Below are 21,241 nucleotides of genomic sequence, written 5' to 3'. Positions count from 1 at the left end.
GCCGGGTCGACGCGTTCCGCCCCTCACCAGGCGTCCTGATGGTCAACTCCTGTCAAGGGGCGGGGAGATGACAATCTCCGGGGCGGGCGCGGCGGGGGTGTGACGGGGCTCTCTCATCCGGCTTTCACCGAGGCCTCATACGGTATGGGCATGACGCAGGTGACTCCTCCCGGGTGGTACCCCGACCCCGGGCAGACGAATGAGGGGCCGGCCACCGAGCGCTGGTGGGACGGCAGGGCCTGGACGGAGCAGGTCCGTCCGGTGGGGCCGGCCGCCGCCTGGGGTCCCCCGGCGCCGGGCGGCGCGGGCGGGCCGGCGTATCCGGCCTACCCGGCGTATCCCGCTCCGGCGCCGCCCGGGCGGGGGCGGCGGGTGCGGAACGGGATAGCCGTGGCGGCGGCCGTCGCCGTCCTGGCGAGCATCGGTGTGGGCGTGTACGCGCTCACGGACGACGGCGGGGGCGGCTCCACCACGACCTCGCAGGGACCGGGCGGACGGGACGGCGGGCCGTTCGGTGACTCCGGCGGGCAGGACGGGGACTCCGGTGGTTCCGGGGGTTCGGGCGGTTCCGGTGGCTCCGGTGGCTCCGGTGGTGAGGAGCCGGCGCCGGACGGGTCCGAGGCGCCGAGGATCGAGAGCGGGTCGGTGACCGACGCGCTGAGCGGCATCAGTCTGCCCATCCCGGACGGCTGGTACGGCCAGGAGTCGGAGGTGGGTGCCGCGGTGACGTCGGAGAACTCGTACGACTGTCCCGGCGACACCTCCAAGACCTGCACCAAGGGCGGGGTGTACTCGGCGCCGGCCCTGGCGTTCGGCACCAAGGGCTCCACCGCCGAGGAGGTCGCCAAGGCCGACATCTCCGCCAACGCCGAGGAGAGCTACGGCGGTGAGGCCTACGGGAAGATCACCTCGCACGACGTCCTCGCGTCCAAGGCCGTGACCGTGGCCGGGCAGAAGGGCTATCTGGTGCGCTGGAAGGCGGTCACCAGCGAGGGCTCCGACGGGTACGTCCAGTCGCTGGCCTTCCCGTCCCCCGCGCAGCCGCAGCAGCTCGTCGTGGTCCGTTTCGGGGTGGACACCGACCAGAAGCAGTCCGTCCTCGACGAGATCACCGAGGGCATCGAGGTGTCCTCGGGCGGCGGCGACGGGCAGGACGTCTGACCCCCCGCACCTGACGGCCGGGTGGGGCACCCCTCCGCTCAAGAGGTGTCCCACCCGGCCGGGGTGAGCGCCGCCCCCGTCCCCACGGTGCGGCGCGGTCAGGCCGCCGTACGGTCATCCCGTCGACGGCGGCCTGCGTCTCATTCGAGGCCGAGGGCCGGCAGTACGGCGGCCTCGACGAACCGGAGCAGATACTCCGCGTCCGCGTTGCGGCCCTCCAGGATGGGCCGGACCCGCAGCACACCGAAGAGCTGCGCCGGGACGTACTCCAGCGCCGGGTTCCCGGCGGCGACCTCCCCGCGCTCGACGCCGCGCCGCAGGATCTCCTCCAGCGCGCCGATCTCCGGGTCGACCAGTGCCTCGCGCAGCGCCTGCGCCAGTTCCCGGTCCTGGATGACCGCGTGCCCGAGCGCCTGGAGCAGCGTGGTGTCCTTCGGCGACCACTCCCCCGCGCACCGCGCCGCCTCGCGCAGGTCCCCGGCGAGGGTGCCGGTGTCGATGCGGGCGAACCGCGTCTGCCGGTTGGAGCGCAGGGCGGCGGCGACGAACTGCGGCTTGGTCCGCCACTGCCGGTACAGCGTGGACTTGCTGCACCGCGTGCTGGCGGCGATGCCCTCCATGCTCACGGCGTCGTAGCCGCACTCCCGGATCCGGTCCAGCACGGCGTCGAAGAACTCCCGCTCACGCTCCGGGGTGATCTTGGAGCGGCGCGAGGTTCCGGCCGGCCCGGGTCGGTCCGCGTCCTGCGGCGTCATCGGCTCGGCTCCTTGTCCTTCGAGTGAGGCGTACATCATCGATACGCCAGTGTACCGGTACGCGACCGTATCGGTACACTGGCGTATCGGTACGAACCCGTATCGATGAGAGTCGGTACCCGCGCGCACCGTCTGCACCACGACAGAAAGGGCCGGGGGATGAATGGCCGCAAGGAGCCTGGACCCGCGGGGTCCGACGCGCCGGCGCGTCCGCCGCTCGTCCGTGAACTCCTGCTGGTGGCGGGACTCTTCCTCGTCTACAAGCTCGGGCGGCGACTGGCGACCGGCCACACCGGCGAGGCGTACCGCAACGGCCACGAGGTGTGGGACCTGGAGCGCGCGCTCCACCTGCCCGGCGAGGGCGCGGTGCAGTCCCTGCTGCTGCACGGCGACGGGCCGGCGCACCTCGCGAACACCTACTACGCGGCCGTCCACTTCCCGGCCACCGCGGCCTTCCTGGTCTGGCTCTATCTGCGCCGCCCGGCCCACTACGTCTGGGCGCGCCGGATCCTGGCGGCGGTCACCGCCGCCGCGCTGGTGCTGCATCTGACGTTCCCGCTCGCCCCGCCGCGGATGCTCACCGCCACAGGGCTGGTGGACACCGCGCGGGTGTACGGGCCGTCGGTGTACGGCCCGCCGGGGACCGACCGGCTGTCGAACCAGTTCGCGGCGATGCCCTCGCTGCACTTCGGGTGGGCGCTGATGGTGGCGGTCGGCCTGGTCGTCGCCACGCGCGCGTGGTGGCGGTGGCTGTGGCTGCTGCACCCGCTGGTGACGCTGCTGGTCGTCGTGGGGACGGCGAACCACTTCTGGCTGGACGCGCTCGTGGCGGCGGCGCTGCTGGGCCTCGCGCTCGCGGTGCTGCGCCCGCCGCGGCACACGGCGACGGGGACGGGACGGATACGGGCCCGCCACGTGCCGGCGCGGGACCGGGCGCTCGCGGGGGCGGGCCGATGAGCGCCGTCGTCGTGGCCGTCCTGCTGTCCCTCGTCTCCGCCGTCGCCTACGCCGCCGCCGCGGTGGCCCAGGAACGGCTGGCCTCCCGGTCCTCCGGCACGCTGCGGCTGCTGGCCGACGGCGCCTGGTGGTGGGCGGTTTCGCTGAACGCCTCGGCCGCGCTGCTCCATGTGGCCGCGCTCAAGTACGGCCCGCTCACCGTGGTCCAGCCGCTCGGCGCCCTCACCCTGGTCGCGGCGGTGCCCATGGGGGCCCGGATCGCGGGGCGGCCGGTGAGCGCGGCCGAGTGGCGGGGTACGGCGTTCACTCTCGCCGGTCTGGCGGCGGTGCTGGTGACGGCGTCCGGGCCGGCTCCCGACGACGCGCTGAGCGTGCCCGAGGCGCTGGTCGTCGCGGGCGGTACGGCGTCGCTGATCGGCCTGCTGTCACGGCCGGGGTCCCGGCCCGGTCTGCGGCACGCGACCGCGTCGGGCATCGCCTCCGGGGTGGCCTCGGCGCTCACCCAGACCGTGACGGTCGCGGTGACGGACCGGTCCGGCCCTCTGCTGAGCGCGCAGGTGGTCGTGGTGGCGCTGCTGGTGGCCGCCTTCGCGGCCGGCGGACTGCTGCTGTCGCAGACCGCCTACCGGGGCGGTCTGGGCGCCCCGCTCGCGGTGGTCACCCTGACGAACCCGCTGGCGGCCGCGGTGATCGGCCTCTCCCTCCTCGGCGAACGCCTCCGCGCCGGCCCGGCGGGCATCCTGCTCGCCCTGACCGGCGCGGCGCTCGCCGCCCGGGGCGTGCTGCTGCTGAGCCGGGCGACGCCCCACCCGGCGGGAGCGCCCGTGGCCCCACCGGCGCCGGCCGCCCCGGCCCATGTGAACGCTCCCGCGGTGCGGCAGCGGAGCTCCGTGGAGGACCCCCCGGTCGTCACTGCGGGCAGTCGTGCCGCTGGGGCGGCACGGGTGGGCGCGGCGGCACCCCGCGAACGCCGGGCTGCGTAACACCCCCCGCCTCTCCGAACACCGGTCAGTCCGTGGCGATCGCCGGGTCGCTGACGCCCGGCCGGCCGTTCTCGACGTGTCCCGCGAAGCGGCGCAGGAACGCCGGCTCGGCCGCGGACGTGACCGTCAGGTCGTACCAGCGGTGGCTCGCACGCAGGTCGACGGTACGGTGCACGGTGGCACCGGGCCGGACGGTGACGGTCGTGGGGCGGCCGCCGTAGCCGTCGGCCAGCCGCAGCCGGACGGCACCCGGACCCCCGTTGACGAACGTCAGCCGAACGTCATCGCCGGTGTGGCGAGCGGTGACCTCACACCCCACACCCCCGTTCGACCCCCGGAAGACGCGGAGGAACCCGTTCGGACCGTGCACGGTCAGGTCGTACGACCCCCCGGAGTACGCCGAGTTCCAGCTGTCCGACATCTCCTTGCCGGCCTCGGTCGTGTAGGTCCAGGGACCGTCGGCCCGGTTGCCGGACGTGACCAGGAAGGCGGCACCCGCCCGGGCACCGGAGGCGAAGGTCAGCGTGAACCTTCCGGCCGCCGGGTCGACGGAACCGTCCACCACCGGGGCGTACTTCAGCGGACGGGCCGGGCGCGACCCACGCTCCTGACGGGGCATGCCGGCATCGGCCGGCGGCGTGGGCCGGTAGTCGGGATGACGGTCGCGGTCCGGCGGTTCGTAGGCGTCGGTGTCCGGCAGCCGGGCCGGCCGGCTGTCCCTGCGGGAGAAGTCGAAGGCACTGGTCAGGTCGCCGCAGATCGCGCGCCGCCACGGCGAGATACCCGGCTCGCGCACACCGAAGCGGCGCTCCATGAACCGGATGACCGAGGTGTGGTCGAACGTCTCCGAGCAGACGTACCCGCCCTTGCTCCACGGTGAGACCACCAGCATCGGCACGCGCGGGCCGAGCCCGTAGAAGCCCTCGCGGTGGGTGCCGCTGCCCTCGAAGACGTCCAGGGAGACGTCGACGGTGGACCGGCCCTGCGCGGCCGACTTCGGCGGCAGCGGCGGCACCACGTGGTCGAAGAAGCCGTCGTTCTCGTCGTACGTGATGAACAGGGCGGTCCTCGCCCAGACGGCCGGGTTGGAGGTGAGCGCGTCCAGGACCTGGGAGATGTACCAGGCGCCGTAGTTCGACGGCCAGTTGGAGTGCTCGGAGAAGGCCTCGGGGGCGGCGATCCAGGAGATCTGCGGCAGCCGTCCGGCCCTGACGTCGGCGCGGAGCCGGTCGAAGTAACCCTCGCCGTTCTTCGCGTCGGTGCCGGTGCGGGCCTTGTCGTACAAGGGGTCGCCCGGCTCGGCGTTACGGTACTTGTTGAAGTACAGCAGGGAGTTGTCGCCGTAGTTGCCGCGGTAGGCGTCGGGGATCCAGCCCCAGTGACCGGCCGCGTCCAGGCCGTCGCCGATGTCCTGGTAGATCTTCCAGGAGATCCCGGCCTCCTCCAGCCGCTCGGGGTACGTCGTCCAGTCGTAGCCGAGTTCGTCGTTGCCGAGGACCGGGCCGCCGCCCCGGCCGTCGTTGCCGGTGTGGCCCGACCACAGGTAGTAGCGGTTGGGGTCGGTGGAGCCGATGAAGGAGCAGTGGTAGGCGTCGCAGACGGTGAAGGTGTCGGCGAGCGCGTAGTGGAAGGGGATGTCCTCGCGGGTCAGGTACGCCATGGTGGTGGTGCCCTTGGCGGGCAGCCAGCGGTCGTACTTGCCGTTGTGGTAGGCGTCCTGGCCGTCGGACCAGCCGTGCGGCAGCCCTTCCAGGAACCGCATGCCGAGGTCGTCGGCCTCCGGGCGGAAGGGCAGGACCTCCGTGCCGTCGCTCTTGGTCTGGTGCCACACCGGCCTGCCGTCGTCCAGGCTCACCGGGTGCGGGTCGCCGAAGCCGCGGACGCCGCGCAGACTGCCGAAGTAGTGATCGAAGGAGCGGTTCTCCTGCATGAGGACGACGATGTGCTCGACGTCCTCGATCGACCCCGAGCGGTGGTGGGCCGGGAGCGCGGCGGCCCGCTCGATGCTGGCGGACAGCGCGCTGAACGCCGTGGTGGCGCCCGTGAGTTGGAGGAATCGGCGCCGGTTGACTTCGGGCATGGATGAGGGCCTCTCGTACGGTGCCGGATGCTGAGGGGGTGCGCGCGAAAGGAGTGTTCCAGGAGCAGCGGACGTCGGGGAAGGACGCCGTGGCGCGGACGTGAAGGTCGTCGGTACGTGAGGTGCGGCGACGCGTCGTGAACCGCCCCGGATCACCGTACGGACCCGGATGGCCCCGGTGAGTGGCCGAGCCGGTTGTCCCGGCGCAGCGCCGCCTCGGTGCCGGTGAGGTACACGGCCGTGGCGAGCCACTGGGCCGTGTACCGGTCGGGACCGCCCCCGTCGAGGCGGCCGAACGCGTCACGGGCACGGTCGGCGGCCACCGCGCCGAGCGCGGCGGCCAGGGCCGCACCGGTGACGAATCCGTCGCGGCGCAGCGCGGCGGCGTGGCCGCGCAGGTCGTCGCCGCGCGCGGGTTCGGCGACGGCCCGGCGTCCCCCGGCGACGGCCAGTTCGACCAGCCGGCGGACGCGCCGGAGCGGCGAGTCGTCCACGGGACCGGCGGGGACCGGTTCGGGCGGAGCGGGAGGGTCCGCCGGGAAGTGGTCGTCCCGGAGGCGGTCGTAGCCGAGATCGGCACGGCCCTGCCAGCCGTCCGGCAGGCGCAGGGTCGCCTCCGTGCCGGGTACCGGGGCGACGGCGAGCGGGCGGAGGGTGGTCACCCGGTCGGGGTCGGGGCGTCCGACGACCCGGATCCGCAGCCCGGGGTACTCGCCCAGGCGCCGCAGGTTCGCGGTGTGGGCGAGAGAGGGATGACGGAGTGCGGGGGCCAGCCGGACCGGTCCGTCCGCCCGCCCCGGCAGTACGCGGACCAGCAGGTCCTCGCCGTCGGTGGCGGCGATCTCCACGTCGCGGAGGATCAGTGACCCGGTGGGCCCGGCTCCGTCGGGGTCCGGGTCCGACGGGGGCCAGGGCCGTCCGGCGGCGAAGGTGGCGCGGACGCCCGGTTCCGGCAGCAGGCGGCCGTCCGGGGCGACGACCGCTCCGGTGACGATCAGGCCGCCGCGGGACACCCGGAAGTGGTCGCTCAGGAAGGACCGGAGGGCGACGTGGGCGGTACCGGCCCGGCGGGCGCGGGCGGGGCCGCCGGGCTTGACGTCGGGGAGCGTGTACGCGTGACCGTCGTCGTCGACGAGGTGGGTGACCACCCCGCCGAGGCCGCCCGGCCCGATCACCGGTTCGCGGCAGACGCCGTACAGCCGCAGCGGTCCGTCGGGGCGGTGGTGGCGGCGGACGGCGCCGATGAGCGCCGGGTCGGGGTCGGCGGACCTCAACCGGTGGGTGACGAGGAGGAGTTCGCGCAGGGCGTCGACCAGCGCGGCGAGAGCGCGGGGACCGTGCGGGTCACGCTCGTCACGCAGGTGGCGTACGACGTCCAGGGCGGCGGCCTCCGCACGGTGGAGACCCGCGAGACGGGCGGTGTGGGCGGCACGCAGCAACTCCGCCTGAAGGACCGCTCCGGCCCCGGCGGTCCCGGCGGACAGCACGGCCGCCGCCGCCGTCCAGAGCCCGGAGGCCGCCCGTATCCGGTCGGCGGAGGGGACACGCCCCGAACCGGCGAGCGGCTCCGTCCCGGCACCGGGACGGCCGGGGGCGGCCGTGCTGTCCGCGCCGGTACGACGGCCGGCGTCGGCGGCCCGGTCCTGCCCCGGGCCCGCGCCCCGGCCCCTCCCGGTGGACCGGACCGGAACCGGCGGAGAGTCCACGTCGCCGGGACGACCGGGGGCGGGCCGGCGACCGTCGTCAGCGGGACGACCGGAGGCGGGCCGGTGATCCGCGCCGGTACGAGGGCCGGCATCGGCGCCCCGGCCCTGCCCCGGCGCTCCGTGCGAGCCGTCGGTCTCAGCGGGGCCCTGTGCCGAACCTGCGAGCCGGGCCCGCCCGGTGGACCGCGCCGGGCCGTCCGCGTCGGCCGCGGGCGTCGTATCGGCGGCCGGGTCCGAAGCCGGTGTCCGGCCCGCATCCGCGGGCCGGGCCCGGTCCGCCGGGCCGTCCGCGTCGGCCGTGGGTGTCGCGTCGGCGACCGGGCAGGCGCCCAGTACCGCCGCCAGGTGCAGGCAGCGTGGGGCCAGGAAGCAGGTGCAGTGGGCCTGGCCGGGGGCGGTGACGGTGCCGGACGGGCCGGGGGTCAGGGTCACCCGGGCGTCCTCGCCGCAGCGGACGCGGACGGTGCCGTCCTCGGTGGTGACCGGTGCGACGGCCAGGGCCTCGAGGGCCGCGTCCAGTCTGCCGCGGAGCCTCGTGGTGAGGCTCTCCACCGCGGAGGCGAACACCTCCGGCGCGACGGGCGGAAGTGAGGAACGGCTCATCGGGTCGCTCCGCGGAGGCGCTCGCCCACCCAGCGGGCGAGCGAGAGGGGACTGAGGGCGGCCACCGGCATTCCGGCCGCGACGAGTTGCCGCGCGACCGGTACCGAGTAGCGGGGGGTTCCGTCGCCGTTCAGGGCGGCGCAGCCCAGCAGGTGGACACCGGAGGAGACCAGGGACCTGACCTCGGTCAGCAGACCGTCGACCGCGCCGCCCTCCTCGAAGTCGCTGACGACCACCATCAGGGTGCGGTTCGGCACCGTCACCAGTGTGCGGGCGTGCGCGAGACCGGCCGCGATGCGGGTACCGCCGCCGACCTTCACCTCGAGCAGCAGGGAGAGCGGGTCGTCGATCCGGTCGGTGAGGTCGACGACCCGCGTGCTGAAGGTGAGGAAGTGGGCGCAGAGCATGGGCGCACCGCCGAGTACGGCGGCGGTCAGCGCCGACCAGACGACCGAGGACTCCATGGACGCGGACACGTCGACGACGAGGATCAGCCGCCAGTCGCTCCGCTTGGCGGCGCGGGTCCTGAAGACCGGCCGCTCGGGGACGATCCGGACGGTGCCGTCCTCCAGGCGGCGGCTGTGGACGAGGTTGGCCCGCAGGGTACGGGGCAGGTCGAGCCGGCCGCCGGGGCGCCGGGAGGGGCGCGGGGTGGTGAGGCCGGTCAGCGTGGGGCGCAGCCTGGTGGCGAGTTCCCGGGCGAGTTCCTCGACCAGCCGTTTGACCAGCGGCCGGAGGCGGGCGATCCGCTGTTCGGGCATTCCCCTGGCGAGCGACAGTACGGCGGACAGCAGTTCCACGGAAGGGCGTACCGAGTCCGGGTCGAGGTGGTCGATCACATCCGTACGGCCCTTGGCCGCGGCGCGTCCCAGGACTTCCTCCCGGATGTCCGCGCCGAAGAGCGCTTCGAGGTCCTCGGCCCAGTGCCGGACACTGGGGTAACCCGGGCCCTGGCCCGCGGTGAGCTCGTCCGTGTCACCGCCGTGGTCCGGGACCGCCTGCCCCGCCTCCTCCGCGCCGCCGTCCGTGCCCTCGTCCCCGGTCGGCCCCTCCGCTCCGAACAGTTCGTCCAGAGCACGGGCGTACGGCACCAGCTCCGGGGGGAGTTTCGCCGTGTCGCGGCCGAGCAGCAGCCGCCAGCGGTCGGCGGGGCCGAGGCGTGAGGTACCGGGCTCCGCGCCCCGGGCGGGCCACCGACCTCTCGCCGCGGACGTCTGCCCGTCCGGGACGGGGGCGTCCGGGGCGGGGCCATCCGGGGCCGGAGCGTCCGGGGCGGAACCTTCCAGGGCCGGACCGTCCAGGGTCGAACCGTCCAGGACCGGACCTTCCAAGGCCGGGCCGTCCGTGGGCAAAGGGGTCACCAGGTCCGCCAGGCCCAGTTCCCTCAGCAGGGCCAGCCCTTCGTGGTCGGCCTCGGCCCACCGGCCGGCCGTCTCGGCGGGCGTGGTGAGCCGGAGGTCGGGCCGGGCGCAGAGCCGGTCGGTCACGGCCGTCAGCAGTCGCCCGCGTCCGTCCGGGGTGAGCGCCCGGAAACCGCCGCGCAGCGCGGGAAGCCGGTCGAGGAAACCCCGGTCGTCCAGGGACTCGACGCGCTCCAGCAGCGGATCGAGGGAGGTGGGCAGGGACGCGATCAGCGGTCCGGCGGCGACGAGCAGACCGGCGAGCCGACGCTCCAGCCGGTGCCGGGTCTCCGGTGCCGTCGCCGAGTCGATCCAGTCGGCGAGTCTCCTGCCCAGCAGCTCCGAGCCGTCGAGGTCGAGCAGTACCCGGGCGGCCAGGGCCGCTCCCTGGACAAGTGGGGAACCGGTGCGCGCGAGCGCGTACAACTCGCCGTCCAGGCGCAGCCCGAGCCGTTCCTCACCGCCGCGGACGGCCAGGGTCACGAGGGCGACGGCGTCCTCCGTCCCGTCGCTGCCGGCCAGCCCGGGCAGGGCACGGACGGCGGCTTCCAGCAGGAGGTCGCGGAGCGCCGCCGCCCGGAGGCGTGTCCGCCCGGTGGTGCCGGGCAGGTGTTCCCGGCGTATCGACTCCAACAGGTCCATGCACCGCAGCAGTTCGGGAAGCGTGGCCGCCGCGGGCAGGACCCGCGCGGCCTGCGTGAGACAGTCGCCGACCAGGTCCGGCAGGGCGCACCGGGCCGCTGCCCCCAGCAGGTCGACGACCCGCGCCGGGGTGACTCCGCCGGACTCCGTCGCCCTGCGGTGGTTCTCGCGCAGGGTGCCCTCGGCCGCCTGGGCGGCGGTGACCCCTCTGACGCCCACCAGGTCGAGCCGGGCCGCGACCGACGGGGTCCAGGCCGCCCGCCACCGTGTGGTGAGGGCGCTCCCCTCCCCCACGGCGGACACCTCGACCGGCTCCGCGTAGCCCACCCCGCACTCCTTGAGCCGCTGGAGCAGGATCTCGCGGCGGGCGTCGAGGGCGGAGCGCGACGGCGAGAGCCGGACCTCCCGGTGGCCGGTACCGCCCGGCCCCGGCAGCCGGAGCGAGGCGAGTTCCGCCTCCACCCAGGGGCCGAGACCGGACCGGGGTGTGCCGGGGGCGAGCCGGCCGCGGCCCGTGCCGACCAGCACCGTCTCCAGGACCCGGCCGGGTGGTGGTCCCCCCTGGCCCAGTACGGACGTCACCGCCTCCAGCAGTTCGCCCCGGCCGGGTGCCGCCAGGCCGCGCAGGCTGCCGAGGTCGCAGGCCAGTCGTAGGGTCTCGATCGCCTCGCCGGTGCCCGCGGTGTGGCCGGCCGCACGGATCTCCCGGCACAGTTCGGTGACGACGCGGGCGGCCGCGTCGCGTATCCGGCCGGGGTCGCCACCGGCGTCGAGCACCGCCTGCTGCCAGCGCGGGTCGCGGATGCCGGCCGGGTATCCGGAGCGGGGGTCCAGCAGGGCGAAGGCGTACGGCACGAGGGAGGTGACGACCGGGGAGCCCGCGCCGGCCGCCTCCCCCACGGCCGTGTCCCCGCCCTCGTCGGTCAGTGCGGGCGCGTGGAAGGCACCGGTCACCGCCGCGACCCGGCGTTCGCCGGCCCCGGCCGCGGCGACGGCCCGGCGCATGTGTGCCTCCCGGGCGAGGTCGACGGCCGCGATGCCGCCGTGGGCCGCCCGGTCCCGGCGCACGGCCAGGCCGAAGCCGAGGGCGGCGCGGCGCACGGCGTCGGGAGCGCTGCCGGGTGCGAGCACTTCCACGGTGCGGTCCCACAGGTCGTCCGCGTCCACTCCGGCCGCTTCCGGCCCGGCCGCTTCCGGCCCGGCCGCTTCCGGCCCGGCCGCCGCCGGGGCGGCCGCCGCCGGGGCGGCCGTCCACTCCGGTGCCGTGAGGGGCAGGTCGCAGCAGATCACCTCCGCGCCCCGGTCCCGCGCCCAGCGGATCGCCGCCAGTTCCGGGGAGAAGTCGGCGAGGGGGTACAGGCTCAGCCGTCCGTCCTCGTACGCGCCGGCCAGGGCCACCGGCGCCGTGGTGCGCGGATCGGAGAGGTACGGCAGCCAGGGCCGGAAGTCGGCCGGCAGTTCGACGCAGACGGCCTCGGCGCCCGCGGCGTCCAGCAGCCGGGGCACGGCGACGGCCAGTGCGGGACTGTGGTGCCGTACGCCGATCAGGTACGGCTCCGTACGGGCCGCCAGGGCGGCCACCTCTGCTCTCGCGGTCATGGGTCCAGGTGGGCGGTTCGGCGGGGACGGCCGTACGGGACGGCCGTCCCCCTTCGGGACGGAACTCAGCGACGGCTCTTCCGCGGTCGCGGCACCTCCAGTTCCTCCAGCTGGGGCTCGTCCCCGTCCTGGACCCGCCGCCAGGCCTCGCGGTAGAGCGCGGCGACGGGCAGGGTGGGCACGGCGACGCCCAGGACGGGGCTCTCACCGTCGAGCAGGTCGTACATCGGCAGCTTCCACCGCTCCAGCGGGAGGTGCGGGTTGGTGAGCTGGGTCCAGCCGCCGGGCAGGAACAGGGAGCGTCCGGCCTTGGAGCGGTTGCCCTCGATGACGAGGTCGGTGGCGGCGAGTTCGGCCCGGGCGGCCCGGAGTCTGGCCGTTCCGCCGCGCTGCTTGCCCCAGCCGGTCCAGCGCGCGGTGTTGCGGTCGGTGGGGTCCGGCAGGGCGAGCAGCATCAGGTGGAGGACGGCGGCGTCCTCGCCGATGCCGTACCGTTCGGCGACCTCCGTGACGAGGTCGGGTACGGACCGGGCGGGGTCCTGCGGCCACCACGTCCCGTCCGCGTCGCGTTCGCCCGCCACCGGGTTGCCGGGATCGGCGAGCAGCTCGGCGAACCGCCGGTCGTGGACCAGACGCAGCGCCGTTTCCTGGGCGTTGGGCCGCTCGCCGGTGAACAGGGCGGTCAGATGGGGGTCGTTGCCGGTCGCGTCCAGCAGCGCGGGACGGATGGCGGGGACGGGTTCGGACCTCCCGGTGCCCAGCACGACCGCGCCGTGGCGTACGAAGTCGTCGCCGGTCTCGGTGGGTTCTCCGGCGGCCCGCCGGAACGCCTCCCAGTCGATCCGCCGGTCGACCTCGATCAGCAGGCCGGGATGGGCCAGCCGGTCGCGCAGCGCGGTGAGTACGCCGGGCAGGGTGGCGCGGATCGGGTCGCCGGCCGGGAGACGGTGGGCGAGCCATGCGGCCAGGGCCACCGAGCCCTTCAGGACCGCGCCGTCGAAACCGGGCATCCGCTCGGTGCTCTCCGGGCGGTAGGGGCCGATCCTCCAGGTGAGGTCCTGGGACAGCCGGGGCTCGGCGGTCACGTCGAGGAAGCCGCGCAGTGCCGCGGCCGGCGCCCAGCCCGGGGAGACCACGTCGCGGACCGCGTCGTGGAGCAGTTCCTCGGGGAGGGGTGTGCGCCGGCCGAGCCGCTCGTTCCACACCTCGGCCGCGCGGACGGCGTCGGGGCCGTCCGTCCACAGCCGGGACGGGTCGGCGGGCAGCAGCGCCGCGACGACGGCCTGCCGGGCGTCCGCGTCGAGGGACCTCAGCTCGTCCTTGGCCACGCGCGCGTCGGCCGACTTCACACCGATCGTCCTCAGCGTCGCCGAGGGCACCGCCACACGCTCGTCGTCGATCATGGGCAGGCCGGCGACCACCAGCCGGGCCATGGTCGGGGTGACGCCGGTGAGCCGCGCGAACTCCTCGGCCGCCGCCGGGAACCAGGGCGCCGGTCCGCGCCCGGCGAGCTCGGCGCGGAACGCCGCGGCCCAGCCGGGCGGCCGCGTCGGCTCCGGCACGAGCGGTCCTGCGTCGATCAGGGTGTACGGCGCGGGTGTCTCGAACCGGCCGGACGGGTCGTGGAAGAGCGCTCCGTAGTGCCGGCCGGTGGACTCGCCGCCGGGGTCCCGGTCCTGGAGGAAGCGGAACGCGTGCTCGGGGAAGACCAGGAACGCGCCGTCGCCGAGGTCGAGCACGGTCGCGTCCCCGTACCCCTGGATGGCGTCGGGTCCCTCGAACAGGCTCTGGTCCAGCCGCAGCCGGACCCCCCGCCAGTGCCCGGGATCCAGGTCCGTGAGCCCCTGTGCGTCGAGCTCCTCCAGGTACGCGTCCAGCGCCTTCCGGTGCTCCTCCACGACGGCCTCCGAACCGGCCCTCAGGGCCAGGACCGCGGGCAGTACGGGCAGCGCCGGGATGTGCAGGCACTCCAGGGATCTCCGGCTGTCCATGTCGAGGTGGGTCCGGCCCGTGGGAGCCGGTTCGGCCTGGCCCCGCAGGGAGCGGCCCAGCAGGTCCGGCAGGTCGTAGAGGTGGTGGTGGAAGTCGTAGAACCGGCGGCGCCAGCCGATGGTGAGTCCGACGCCGTTCAGCGCCGTCCCGAGCACTTCGTCGCCCACCTTGGGCCGTGGCTCCCGCGGGACCTCCCCGGCGATCGCGGAGTCGAGCCGGGTGAGCGCCGCCTCCAGGACGCGCTGCTGCTCGGCGGCGTACCGCACGATGCCGGTGATGCCCGCCCGCAGCGCCTCGTGGCCGACCTCCGGCAGCAGCTTCCGGACCAGCCCGGGCACCAGGTCCTGGTCGTCCCCGATCGGCTCGTCCGGCTTCCCGGCGTTCCGCGGCCGCTCCGCCACGGCCCCGGTCAGCAGTGCCCGCGCGGTGTCCTCGTCGAGCCGGCGGAGCGCCGCGGAGCCCTGCGGGTCGCGGGGCCGGAGCTGGTGCCAGTGGGGCAGGGGCGGCAGCAGCGCGGTGCCCGCGCTGAAGTGCCCGTGCGTCCGGTTCTCCGGGACCTCGGCGAGCACCGTGCCGTCCGGGTCGAGCAGCCGGACACCGTTCCAGTGCCCGATCACGGCCAACGTCCGTTCGGTGCCGGGGAATCGCAGCGCGTGCCGGGGGAACGTGTCCTTGCCGTCGTCCGGTACGACGACCGAGCGTCCGGCGAGGTCCTCGCCCCGCAGCCGGCCGTCCGGCAGCTTCGTCAGACGCCAGCCGAGGAGCCCGTCCACGGGGGCGCACACCGGGCCCGGTACGGCGGTGGGGGCCGGCCGCAGCCAGGAGTTCTGCAGGAGGTGGTCCTCGGAGCCGGTGCCCGGCCCCCCGCCGAACCACTCCGGTGTCCCGGGCTCGCCCACGGTGTCGTCGGCCGGGTCGTACGCGCGCCAGGTGCACTGCCTGTCCTCGGCCCCCTGGGAGGCCCATACCCAGTACGACGTCCCGTCGCCGATCACCTGCCGCCTCGCCCAGACCACCGTGCCCCCGCGGCGCAGCACGCCGTGGCCGGTGGTCCGTCCGCCCCCGGGCAGCGGGAGGGAGACGAGGAGCCGGTCCGCGTCGCGTCCGCCCGCCTCACTGTCGCTGTGGAGGTACCCTCCGACGGGTATCGGCGACGGGTCCGGGCTGTGGCTCCAGTAGCCCTCGGTGCCGGTGGCGTACGAGTCCCACCAGACGAGCAGTTCGCCGTCCACGTACTCACAGCTGACGCGCCACAACCGGTCCGTCATGTCCGGCGGGAGCCGCATCTCGTGGGTGAGCACCGTGCCCTCCGGGCCGATCACCCGGATCCGGGTGCCGACCATGACGACGAGGTACGGCCAGGCGTCGACGACCCGGACCTTCGGGGCTCGCTGCTCCGGTTCACAGGGCGGGAGCGCCTCCTCCCAGGCGGGCCAGCCCAGTTCGTCGAGGACGCCGGTGCGCAGCGTGCGGGCGAGCGCGGGGGCGGTCCCGGTGCTCAGCGCGTCCCGTACCGCCTCCTCGGCGACCGCCAGCACCTCTCCCGGCAGCCAGTCCAGTGTGCGCAGCACACCGGAGTAGCCGGAGAACGCGGGCAGTTCGGCGGTGAGGTACCTCCGGCTGACCTCGCCCACCCATTCGGCGAGCATGGGCCGACCGCCGGGGGACTCGGCCAGGGTGAGGACGGTCTCCTTGTGGTTCCCCCGGTCGTCCTCGGGGCAGCCGCCCCGGAACGCGGGGCGGAAGCGGGTGTCGGCCTCCAGCGCGACGAGGTCGCGCCGGTTGTCGCAGGCGGCCCAGTCGGTCAGGCCGAGCTGCTGCCCGTCCTGTGGTTCCGCCACCGGTACGCGCAACGACAGGAGCTGGTCGAGGAGGTTCACGTCGCTGACCGGGGGCGGCAACGTGCCCCCGGTGGCGTGCAGTTCGGCACGCAGCGCGTCGGCCATGCGGTCGACGAGCGGAGCGAGCTCCGGCGGGGCGAGACGCCGGTGGTCGACCCGGCACAGGGAGAAGAACCTGCGGGTCCACCCGGCCGTGCCGTCGGGGGACCGTACCTCGGCGGGCAGCGCGGCATCGCAGAGCCCGGCGGTGGCGCCGGACTTCTCCAGCAGGTCCAGCCACTGGGACAGGTCCTCGCCCTCCCACTCCGCGGGCATGAGGCCCAACAGGGTGCCGCGGACGGCGGGCTCCCGCCGGGTCAGTTCCAGCAGGGCCTGCCGGTGCGCCTTCCACCAGGCGGGCGGCGCCTTGAGGGTGCCGGGCAGCGTCAGCATCTCGCGCAGATGGGCCATCTCCTCCGCCTGCGCGTTCCTGCCCGCGACCGCCTTCGCCAGTTTGCGCAGTTCGGCCGCACCCGGACTCGACGGAGGCAGCCCGTGCGCCGCCAGCCGGACGAACAGTCCGCGCAGGTGCCGGAACGCCGTCGCGGCCGGGACCCGGGAGATCAGTCCCTTGGCGTAGCTGGAGAGGACCTTCGTCGGCATGGCGTCGGCGAGGGCGAACTCCAGGAACACGGCGTCCATGCGCGCCTCGTCGAACGGCAGCGCGTGGGCCGTCTCGGCCTTGCGCGCGTTGACGAACATCTGGGACGCGTACGCCTTCTCGTCGGCGGCCAGGAAGACCCGGCCGGCCTGCTCGTAGAAGGTCGGCAGGAAGTGCGGTACGGACCCCGCGAGCCGTTCGCCGATCGACTCGTAGGTGGCGCGGGCCCGCTTCGGGCTCGATCTCGCCTTCCGCGCCACCTTGTTCATCTCCTCGACCAGGGACATGGCGAGGTGACCGTCCGAGGGGTGGTGGACCAGCACCCAGTCGGGGAAGCCCAGGGCCCGGGGCCGGCCGAGACCGACCTCCACCGGCTCGCCCTCTGGCTCGAGGCCGAGGAAACCGGTGCGCGGGCCCTCGGTCCGCTCCTCGGTGGTGAGGCGTACGACGATCCTGCCCTCCAGGCCCGGATGGCGGTAGGCCTGGGTGTACATGGGCACGGCCCGGTCGCCCGCCCCGCTGGTGCCCGGCGGCAGCACCGCACCGGCGCGCAGCAGTTCCTCCGGGTCCGCCGGCGCGCCGTCGCGTGTCGTCGGGTCGTTCATGAGTGCGTGCCTTTCCTGGGTGTGCGCTGCCGTGGTGCCGTTCACGCGGCGCCGTCCTCGGTCACGGTGCGGCCGGCGTGCAGGGCCGCGGCCATGCGCATGCCCTCGGACCAGGCGACGGGGCCGACTTCGGTCAGCGGCAGGCTGCGGTAGCCGTCCTCGTCGCTCCAGCTGAGGCCGCCGGTCCAGGCCTTCTCCTCGGTGTAGGGATCGCTCATGCCGACCGAGGCGGTGACGACGCGCCCGCCGTCCAGGATCCGGTCGACGGCGCTGCTGCCGGAGACCTTGTAGCCGAGGGACGTGATACGGGAGGAGAGGTGGAACCACGAGCGGTACTCGGCGCCGGCGAACTCGCGGACCGAGTCGGCGGACCCGTCGATGCCGGCGGGCTTGTGCCAGGTGGCGCGGTGGATCTGCTCGACGCCCTGTGTCACACCCAATTCGGCGGCGAACGTGCGGAGTTCCTCCAGGTCCGGGAGGAGGACGGGGTGGGGCATGGTCACCGTGCGGGGGGCCATGCGGACGGTCTCTCCGTCGAGGTCGACCACCCGCAGCTCACCCGAGTCGTCCGCGTCGCGCAGGAAGCCGGTCTCGTCGGGGCCGTCACCGACGACGACGATGTCGCGCAGCGCTGACCGCCATGCCTCGTCGGGCCAGAGCCGGGCCAGCAGAGCGGCCGGCACCGGCAGCGAGGAGACCATCCAGGTGTCGACCTGTGCGGCGCACTCGGCCGCGTGCCGCTCCAGCCACTCGGCGAACCGCTGGAGTTCCTGTACTTCGGGGCGGTCCCGTATCTCTTCCGGCAGAGTTCTCACCTGCTTCGCCGGGGACGGTCCCGATATGGACCGCGCCACCACCCTGCCCTCCACCAGAGCGACTTCGTACGTGTCACCCGCTGCCAGCCAGCCCATGGGTTACTCGCCCCTCCCACCACTCGGAATTCGGCACAGCTCGCCCGGCGACGGCCTGATCGGCGTGCCTCGCTGTGACGACGGTCGAAAGACTAGAGGCACCCACCGACAGTCCACCGGCGCCCGCTCCGGGCCGAGTCGGCGGGGAGGCCTCGGGCAGCGCGGTCCGTCCGGACGGGCGGTGGGATTCGCGCCAGATTGGACGATGACTGTTTCCAGCCGAACCCCGGACGGGGCTAACCCGCTGCCCGGTCCCTCCCGCCCGGCGTGGTACGGCCGCTCCGGCCGGTGGTGTGCCGTCGTAACCAGGGCAACGGGACCGCCGGCGTGGGCGTGACGGCCGATCGCCGGGTTCCGCGGGGGCGGACACCGCCCGCCGGAGGGCGTGTGGCTCCGTCGTTTTCGGCCGGGCGGGCACGACCGTCCGACTCCCCGAGGGGCACTGGGAACGGCGGATTACGTCCGGTGTGGTTCGCACGTGCGTACGTGTCGTGTTGTTCCGGGGTGGATCAGGGCACACGGCACGTGGCGCGGGAGGGGCGTGGTCGGCTGCCGCGGGCGCAGCCGCTGACAAGAGGTGGGGGAGATGGTTCGTACTGTCGTGGTGCACGACGAGGAATTACTGCGGTCGGCGTTGGTGCAACTGCTCAGGTCCGATGCCGCGCTGGAGGTCTCGTCCATGTCACCCGGCGCCGGACCGCCGGATCGCGACGTGTCGCCGACGGACGTGTGGGTCGTGGACGGCGACTGCCTGTGGGGGGCGGGGCAGGCGCACGACGCGCCTTTCCCCGCCCGGCGCGGGGACCGGCTCGTCGTGCTGACGACCGCCAAGCGGCCGGGGATCCTCCGCCGGGCGTTCGACGGCGGTGCTCTCGGGCTGGTCGACAAGAACGCCCCGGCGCACCGGCTGATCACGGCGGTGCACACGGTCGCCAAGGGGGAACGTTTCCTCGACCAGACGCTCACGGTCGCCCTGCTGGAGGGCGCGGAGATGCCGCTGACCACCCGCGAGCTGAGCGTGCTGTCCCTCGCCTCCCAGGGGGCGCCGATGGCCGAGATCGCGGCCCGTCTGCACCTGTCCCGGGGCACCGTCCGCAACTACATGGCCACGGCGATCCGGAAGGTGGGCGCCCGCAACCGGGTCGACGCGATACGCATCGTCCAGAACGCCGGATGGACGTGACGGGCCGTGCGGTGACCCCGCCCTGACCTGGGCCGGCCCCGGTCAGGGCTCCCGGGCCGGGTCGGCGTTCCAGTGGCCCGTCAGGTCACGGTAGAGCGGCGAGCGTTCCAGCACCTCCTCGTGCGTGCCGCACACCGCCTCCGTCCCGTCCAGCACCAGTACCCGGTCGGCGCGGACGGCCGACGACAAGCGGTGCGCCACCACCAGCAGCGTTCCCGGGCGCCGTGCGAGGGCCTCCTCCGCGCGCGCCTCGGACGCCGGATCGAGGTGGCAGGTGGCCTCGTCGAGCAGCAGCAGGGGCGCGGGGGCCAGGTAGGCGCGTGCGAGCGCGACGAGCTGCCGTTCGCCCGGGGACAGTCCGGCGGGCCGCACCGGTGCGTCGAGCCCGCCCAGGCGCTCGACCAGCGGCCGCAGACCGAGGGCCCCGACGGCGGCGTCGAGGTCCGCGCGGTCCGCGTCCGGACGCAGGTACGCGAGGTTGTCACCCACGGTCCCGGAGAAGACGTACGCCTCCTGGGGCACCAGCACGCGCAGCGCGGCGAGTTCGGCGGGGGCGCGCCCGGTCACCTCCCGGCCGGCCACCCGTACCTCGCCGCCGCTCGGCGCGAGCGTCCCCGCGACCAGGCGGGTGAGCGTCGACTTGCCGATGCCGCTCGGTCCGACGACGGCGAGGTGCTCTCCCGGGGCGACGCACAGGTCGAGCGAGTCGAGGACCGGTTCGGCGCGGGCGCCGTAGGACAGGGTCACGGACCGCAGCTCCACCGCCGCGGCCGGTCCGCCGTGCGCGGCCGGGTGCGCGGGCTCCGGCCGCGCGTGGCGCCCGGCCGCCGACGCCTTCACTCCTGCCGGCTCCGGCTCCGGCTCCGGCTCCGGCTCCGGCTCCGGGCCGATGATCCGGTCGAGGACGACCAGCAGCCGGGCCCCCGCCGCACCGAGCGCGGTCATCAGCGTGTGCAGGGCGGGCAGCAGCGACTGGACGAGATAGGTGAAGGCACCCAGCAGCGCGCCCGCCGTCACTCCTCGCCCGCGCAGCCACGGCACCGCCAGCAGCAGCGCGAGGACGGGCAGCTGGCCCGAGACGCCGAGCGCCGCCGTGCGCACCGCCGCCCAGCCTGCCAGGACACGGGCCGCCGCAGCGGCCCCGTCGACCAGCTCCGCGCCGCGCCGCGCCGCCTCGGGCCCGGTTCCGCAGGCCGTCAGGTCCCGCAACGCCGCCCGTGACCGGGCCGCGTGGTCACCCAGCGCCTCGTCGGCCGCCAGGGCGCGTCGCTGAGCCGCCGCCATGGGCCGCAGCGTCACCAGGAACAGCACCAGGCCGCCCGTCAGCGGTGGCAGCACCACCACGAGGAGGGCGGGGTGCAGCAACAACAGTCCCAGCAGCGCCCCGGCGGCGGTGAAGACGAAGGACCGCAGGGTCAGGACGAGACCGGCGAAGCTGTCCCGGGCGATCTCGACCTGGTTCGTCAGCCGGGAGACGGCCGCCCGGTCCGTCCCACCGGCCCCGCCCAGGACGGCCCGGGCCAGGGACCGGTCGACCGCGCGCCGCACCAGGCCGTCGCGCAGCGGCTCCGTCAGCCCGGCGAGCTGGGTGAACACGCCCCGGATCACCGGGGCACCGAACAGTACGGCGACCAGCGCGACCGCGAGCCACGACAGCCCCCGGCGCACATCACCGGCGAGGAACCCTTGGTCGACGGCGTGGGCGACGCCGTAGCCCACGAGGAACGCCTGCCCGGTCTCGACGAACGACCAGAGCGCGAGCCGCGCCGACACGCCCATGCGACGTGCGAGGAAACGACGGGCGGGCGGCGCGGTACGACGCAACGCCCCGGACCCGTCACCCGTACCCCGCGCCCCCGTGCCGCGCGTCACCGCCGCGCCCCCTCGGGCCGGGACCGACACACGGTGCTCGCACCCGGTGCCACAGCCTCAGTGCCCAAAGCGGGGAAACGGCGGGCGGACGGCGCAATACGGCGCAACGCCCCAAACCCACCGCCCGTACCCCGCGCACCCGCTCCGGCGCCGCGCGTCACCGCCGCGCCTCCTCGGGCTCGGACCGGTGTGCGGTGCCCGCACGCGGTACCGCGGCCTCAGTGCCCAAAGCGGGGAAACGGCGGGCGGACGGCGCAATACGGCGCAACGCCCCAAACCCACCGCCCGTACCCCGCGCACCCGCTCCGGCG

The 21,241-nt window shown here is 75.0% G+C and carries 11 protein-coding genes; 4 read left to right on the top strand and 7 right to left on the bottom strand.

Features of this window, described 5'->3' with window-relative positions:
- The first annotated feature begins 150 nt into the window (after positions 1-150).
- Positions 151-1,161: a DUF2510 domain-containing protein gene (locus ACFV5H_RS16790; protein WP_385195452.1), complete on the top strand. Its 1,011-nt coding sequence runs from the start codon at positions 151-153 to the stop codon at positions 1,159-1,161.
- A 140-nt stretch (positions 1,162-1,301) separates the two neighbouring features.
- Here ACFV5H_RS16790 and ACFV5H_RS16785 read toward each other — a convergent pair whose 3' ends face one another.
- Positions 1,302-1,916: a TetR/AcrR family transcriptional regulator C-terminal ligand-binding domain-containing protein gene (locus tag ACFV5H_RS16785; RefSeq protein ID WP_385055681.1), complete on the bottom strand. Its 615-nt coding sequence runs from the start codon at positions 1,914-1,916 to the stop codon at positions 1,302-1,304.
- A 159-nt stretch (positions 1,917-2,075) separates the two neighbouring features.
- Between ACFV5H_RS16785 and ACFV5H_RS16780 the strand changes: the two genes are divergently transcribed.
- Entirely contained in the window at positions 2,076-2,873 is a 798-nt protein-coding gene (locus ACFV5H_RS16780) for a phosphatase PAP2 family protein (protein ID WP_385195449.1), read from the top strand.
- Complete coding sequence (locus ACFV5H_RS16775) at positions 2,870-3,856, top strand: hypothetical protein (RefSeq protein ID WP_385055687.1); 987 nt, start codon at positions 2,870-2,872, stop codon at positions 3,854-3,856. The genes ACFV5H_RS16780 and ACFV5H_RS16775 overlap by 4 nt, the downstream gene beginning before the upstream one ends.
- Positions 3,857-3,881: 25 nt before the next feature.
- On the opposite strand, the gene ACFV5H_RS16770 is transcribed toward ACFV5H_RS16775, so the two are convergent.
- The 5 genes from ACFV5H_RS16770 to ACFV5H_RS16750 form a co-directional block, all read right to left on the bottom strand.
- Positions 3,882-5,936 (bottom strand): phosphocholine-specific phospholipase C, encoded by a 2,055-nt coding sequence (locus tag ACFV5H_RS16770; protein WP_385195446.1) that lies wholly within the window; start codon positions 5,934-5,936, stop codon positions 3,882-3,884.
- A gap of 152 nt (positions 5,937-6,088) precedes the next feature.
- Positions 6,089-8,245 (bottom strand): hypothetical protein, encoded by a 2,157-nt coding sequence (locus ACFV5H_RS16765; protein WP_385195444.1) that lies wholly within the window; start codon positions 8,243-8,245, stop codon positions 6,089-6,091.
- On the bottom strand, positions 8,242-11,886 hold the full coding sequence (locus tag ACFV5H_RS16760; protein WP_385195441.1) for a DUF5682 family protein: 3,645 nt from the start codon (positions 11,884-11,886) through the stop codon (positions 8,242-8,244). The genes ACFV5H_RS16765 and ACFV5H_RS16760 overlap by 4 nt, the downstream gene beginning before the upstream one ends.
- Positions 11,887-11,951: 65 nt before the next feature.
- On the bottom strand, positions 11,952-16,964 hold the full coding sequence (locus ACFV5H_RS16755; protein ID WP_385195439.1) for a DNA-binding protein: 5,013 nt from the start codon (positions 16,962-16,964) through the stop codon (positions 11,952-11,954).
- A 41-nt stretch (positions 16,965-17,005) separates the two neighbouring features.
- A complete protein-coding gene (locus tag ACFV5H_RS16750) occupies positions 17,006-17,875 on the bottom strand; it encodes a DUF4132 domain-containing protein (RefSeq protein WP_385195437.1) in 870 nt (289 codons plus the stop codon).
- Between the two features lie 586 nt (positions 17,876-18,461).
- On the opposite strand from ACFV5H_RS16750, the gene ACFV5H_RS16745 reads away from it, so the two are divergent.
- A complete protein-coding gene (locus ACFV5H_RS16745; protein ID WP_385055705.1) occupies positions 18,462-19,058 on the top strand; it encodes a LuxR C-terminal-related transcriptional regulator in 597 nt (198 codons plus the stop codon).
- Between the two features lie 42 nt (positions 19,059-19,100).
- Here ACFV5H_RS16745 and ACFV5H_RS16740 read toward each other — a convergent pair whose 3' ends face one another.
- A complete protein-coding gene (locus ACFV5H_RS16740) occupies positions 19,101-20,837 on the bottom strand; it encodes an ATP-binding cassette domain-containing protein (RefSeq protein WP_385195434.1) in 1,737 nt (578 codons plus the stop codon).
- Positions 20,838-21,241: the final 404 nt, after the last annotated feature.

This window comes from Streptomyces sp. NPDC059787 (assembly GCF_042732315.1).
GTDB classification, from domain to species: domain Bacteria; phylum Actinomycetota; class Actinomycetes; order Streptomycetales; family Streptomycetaceae; genus Streptomyces; species Streptomyces atrovirens.
The sequence above is the reverse complement of the archived record's forward strand: the minus strand, read 5'-3'. Positions and strand labels throughout refer to the sequence as shown.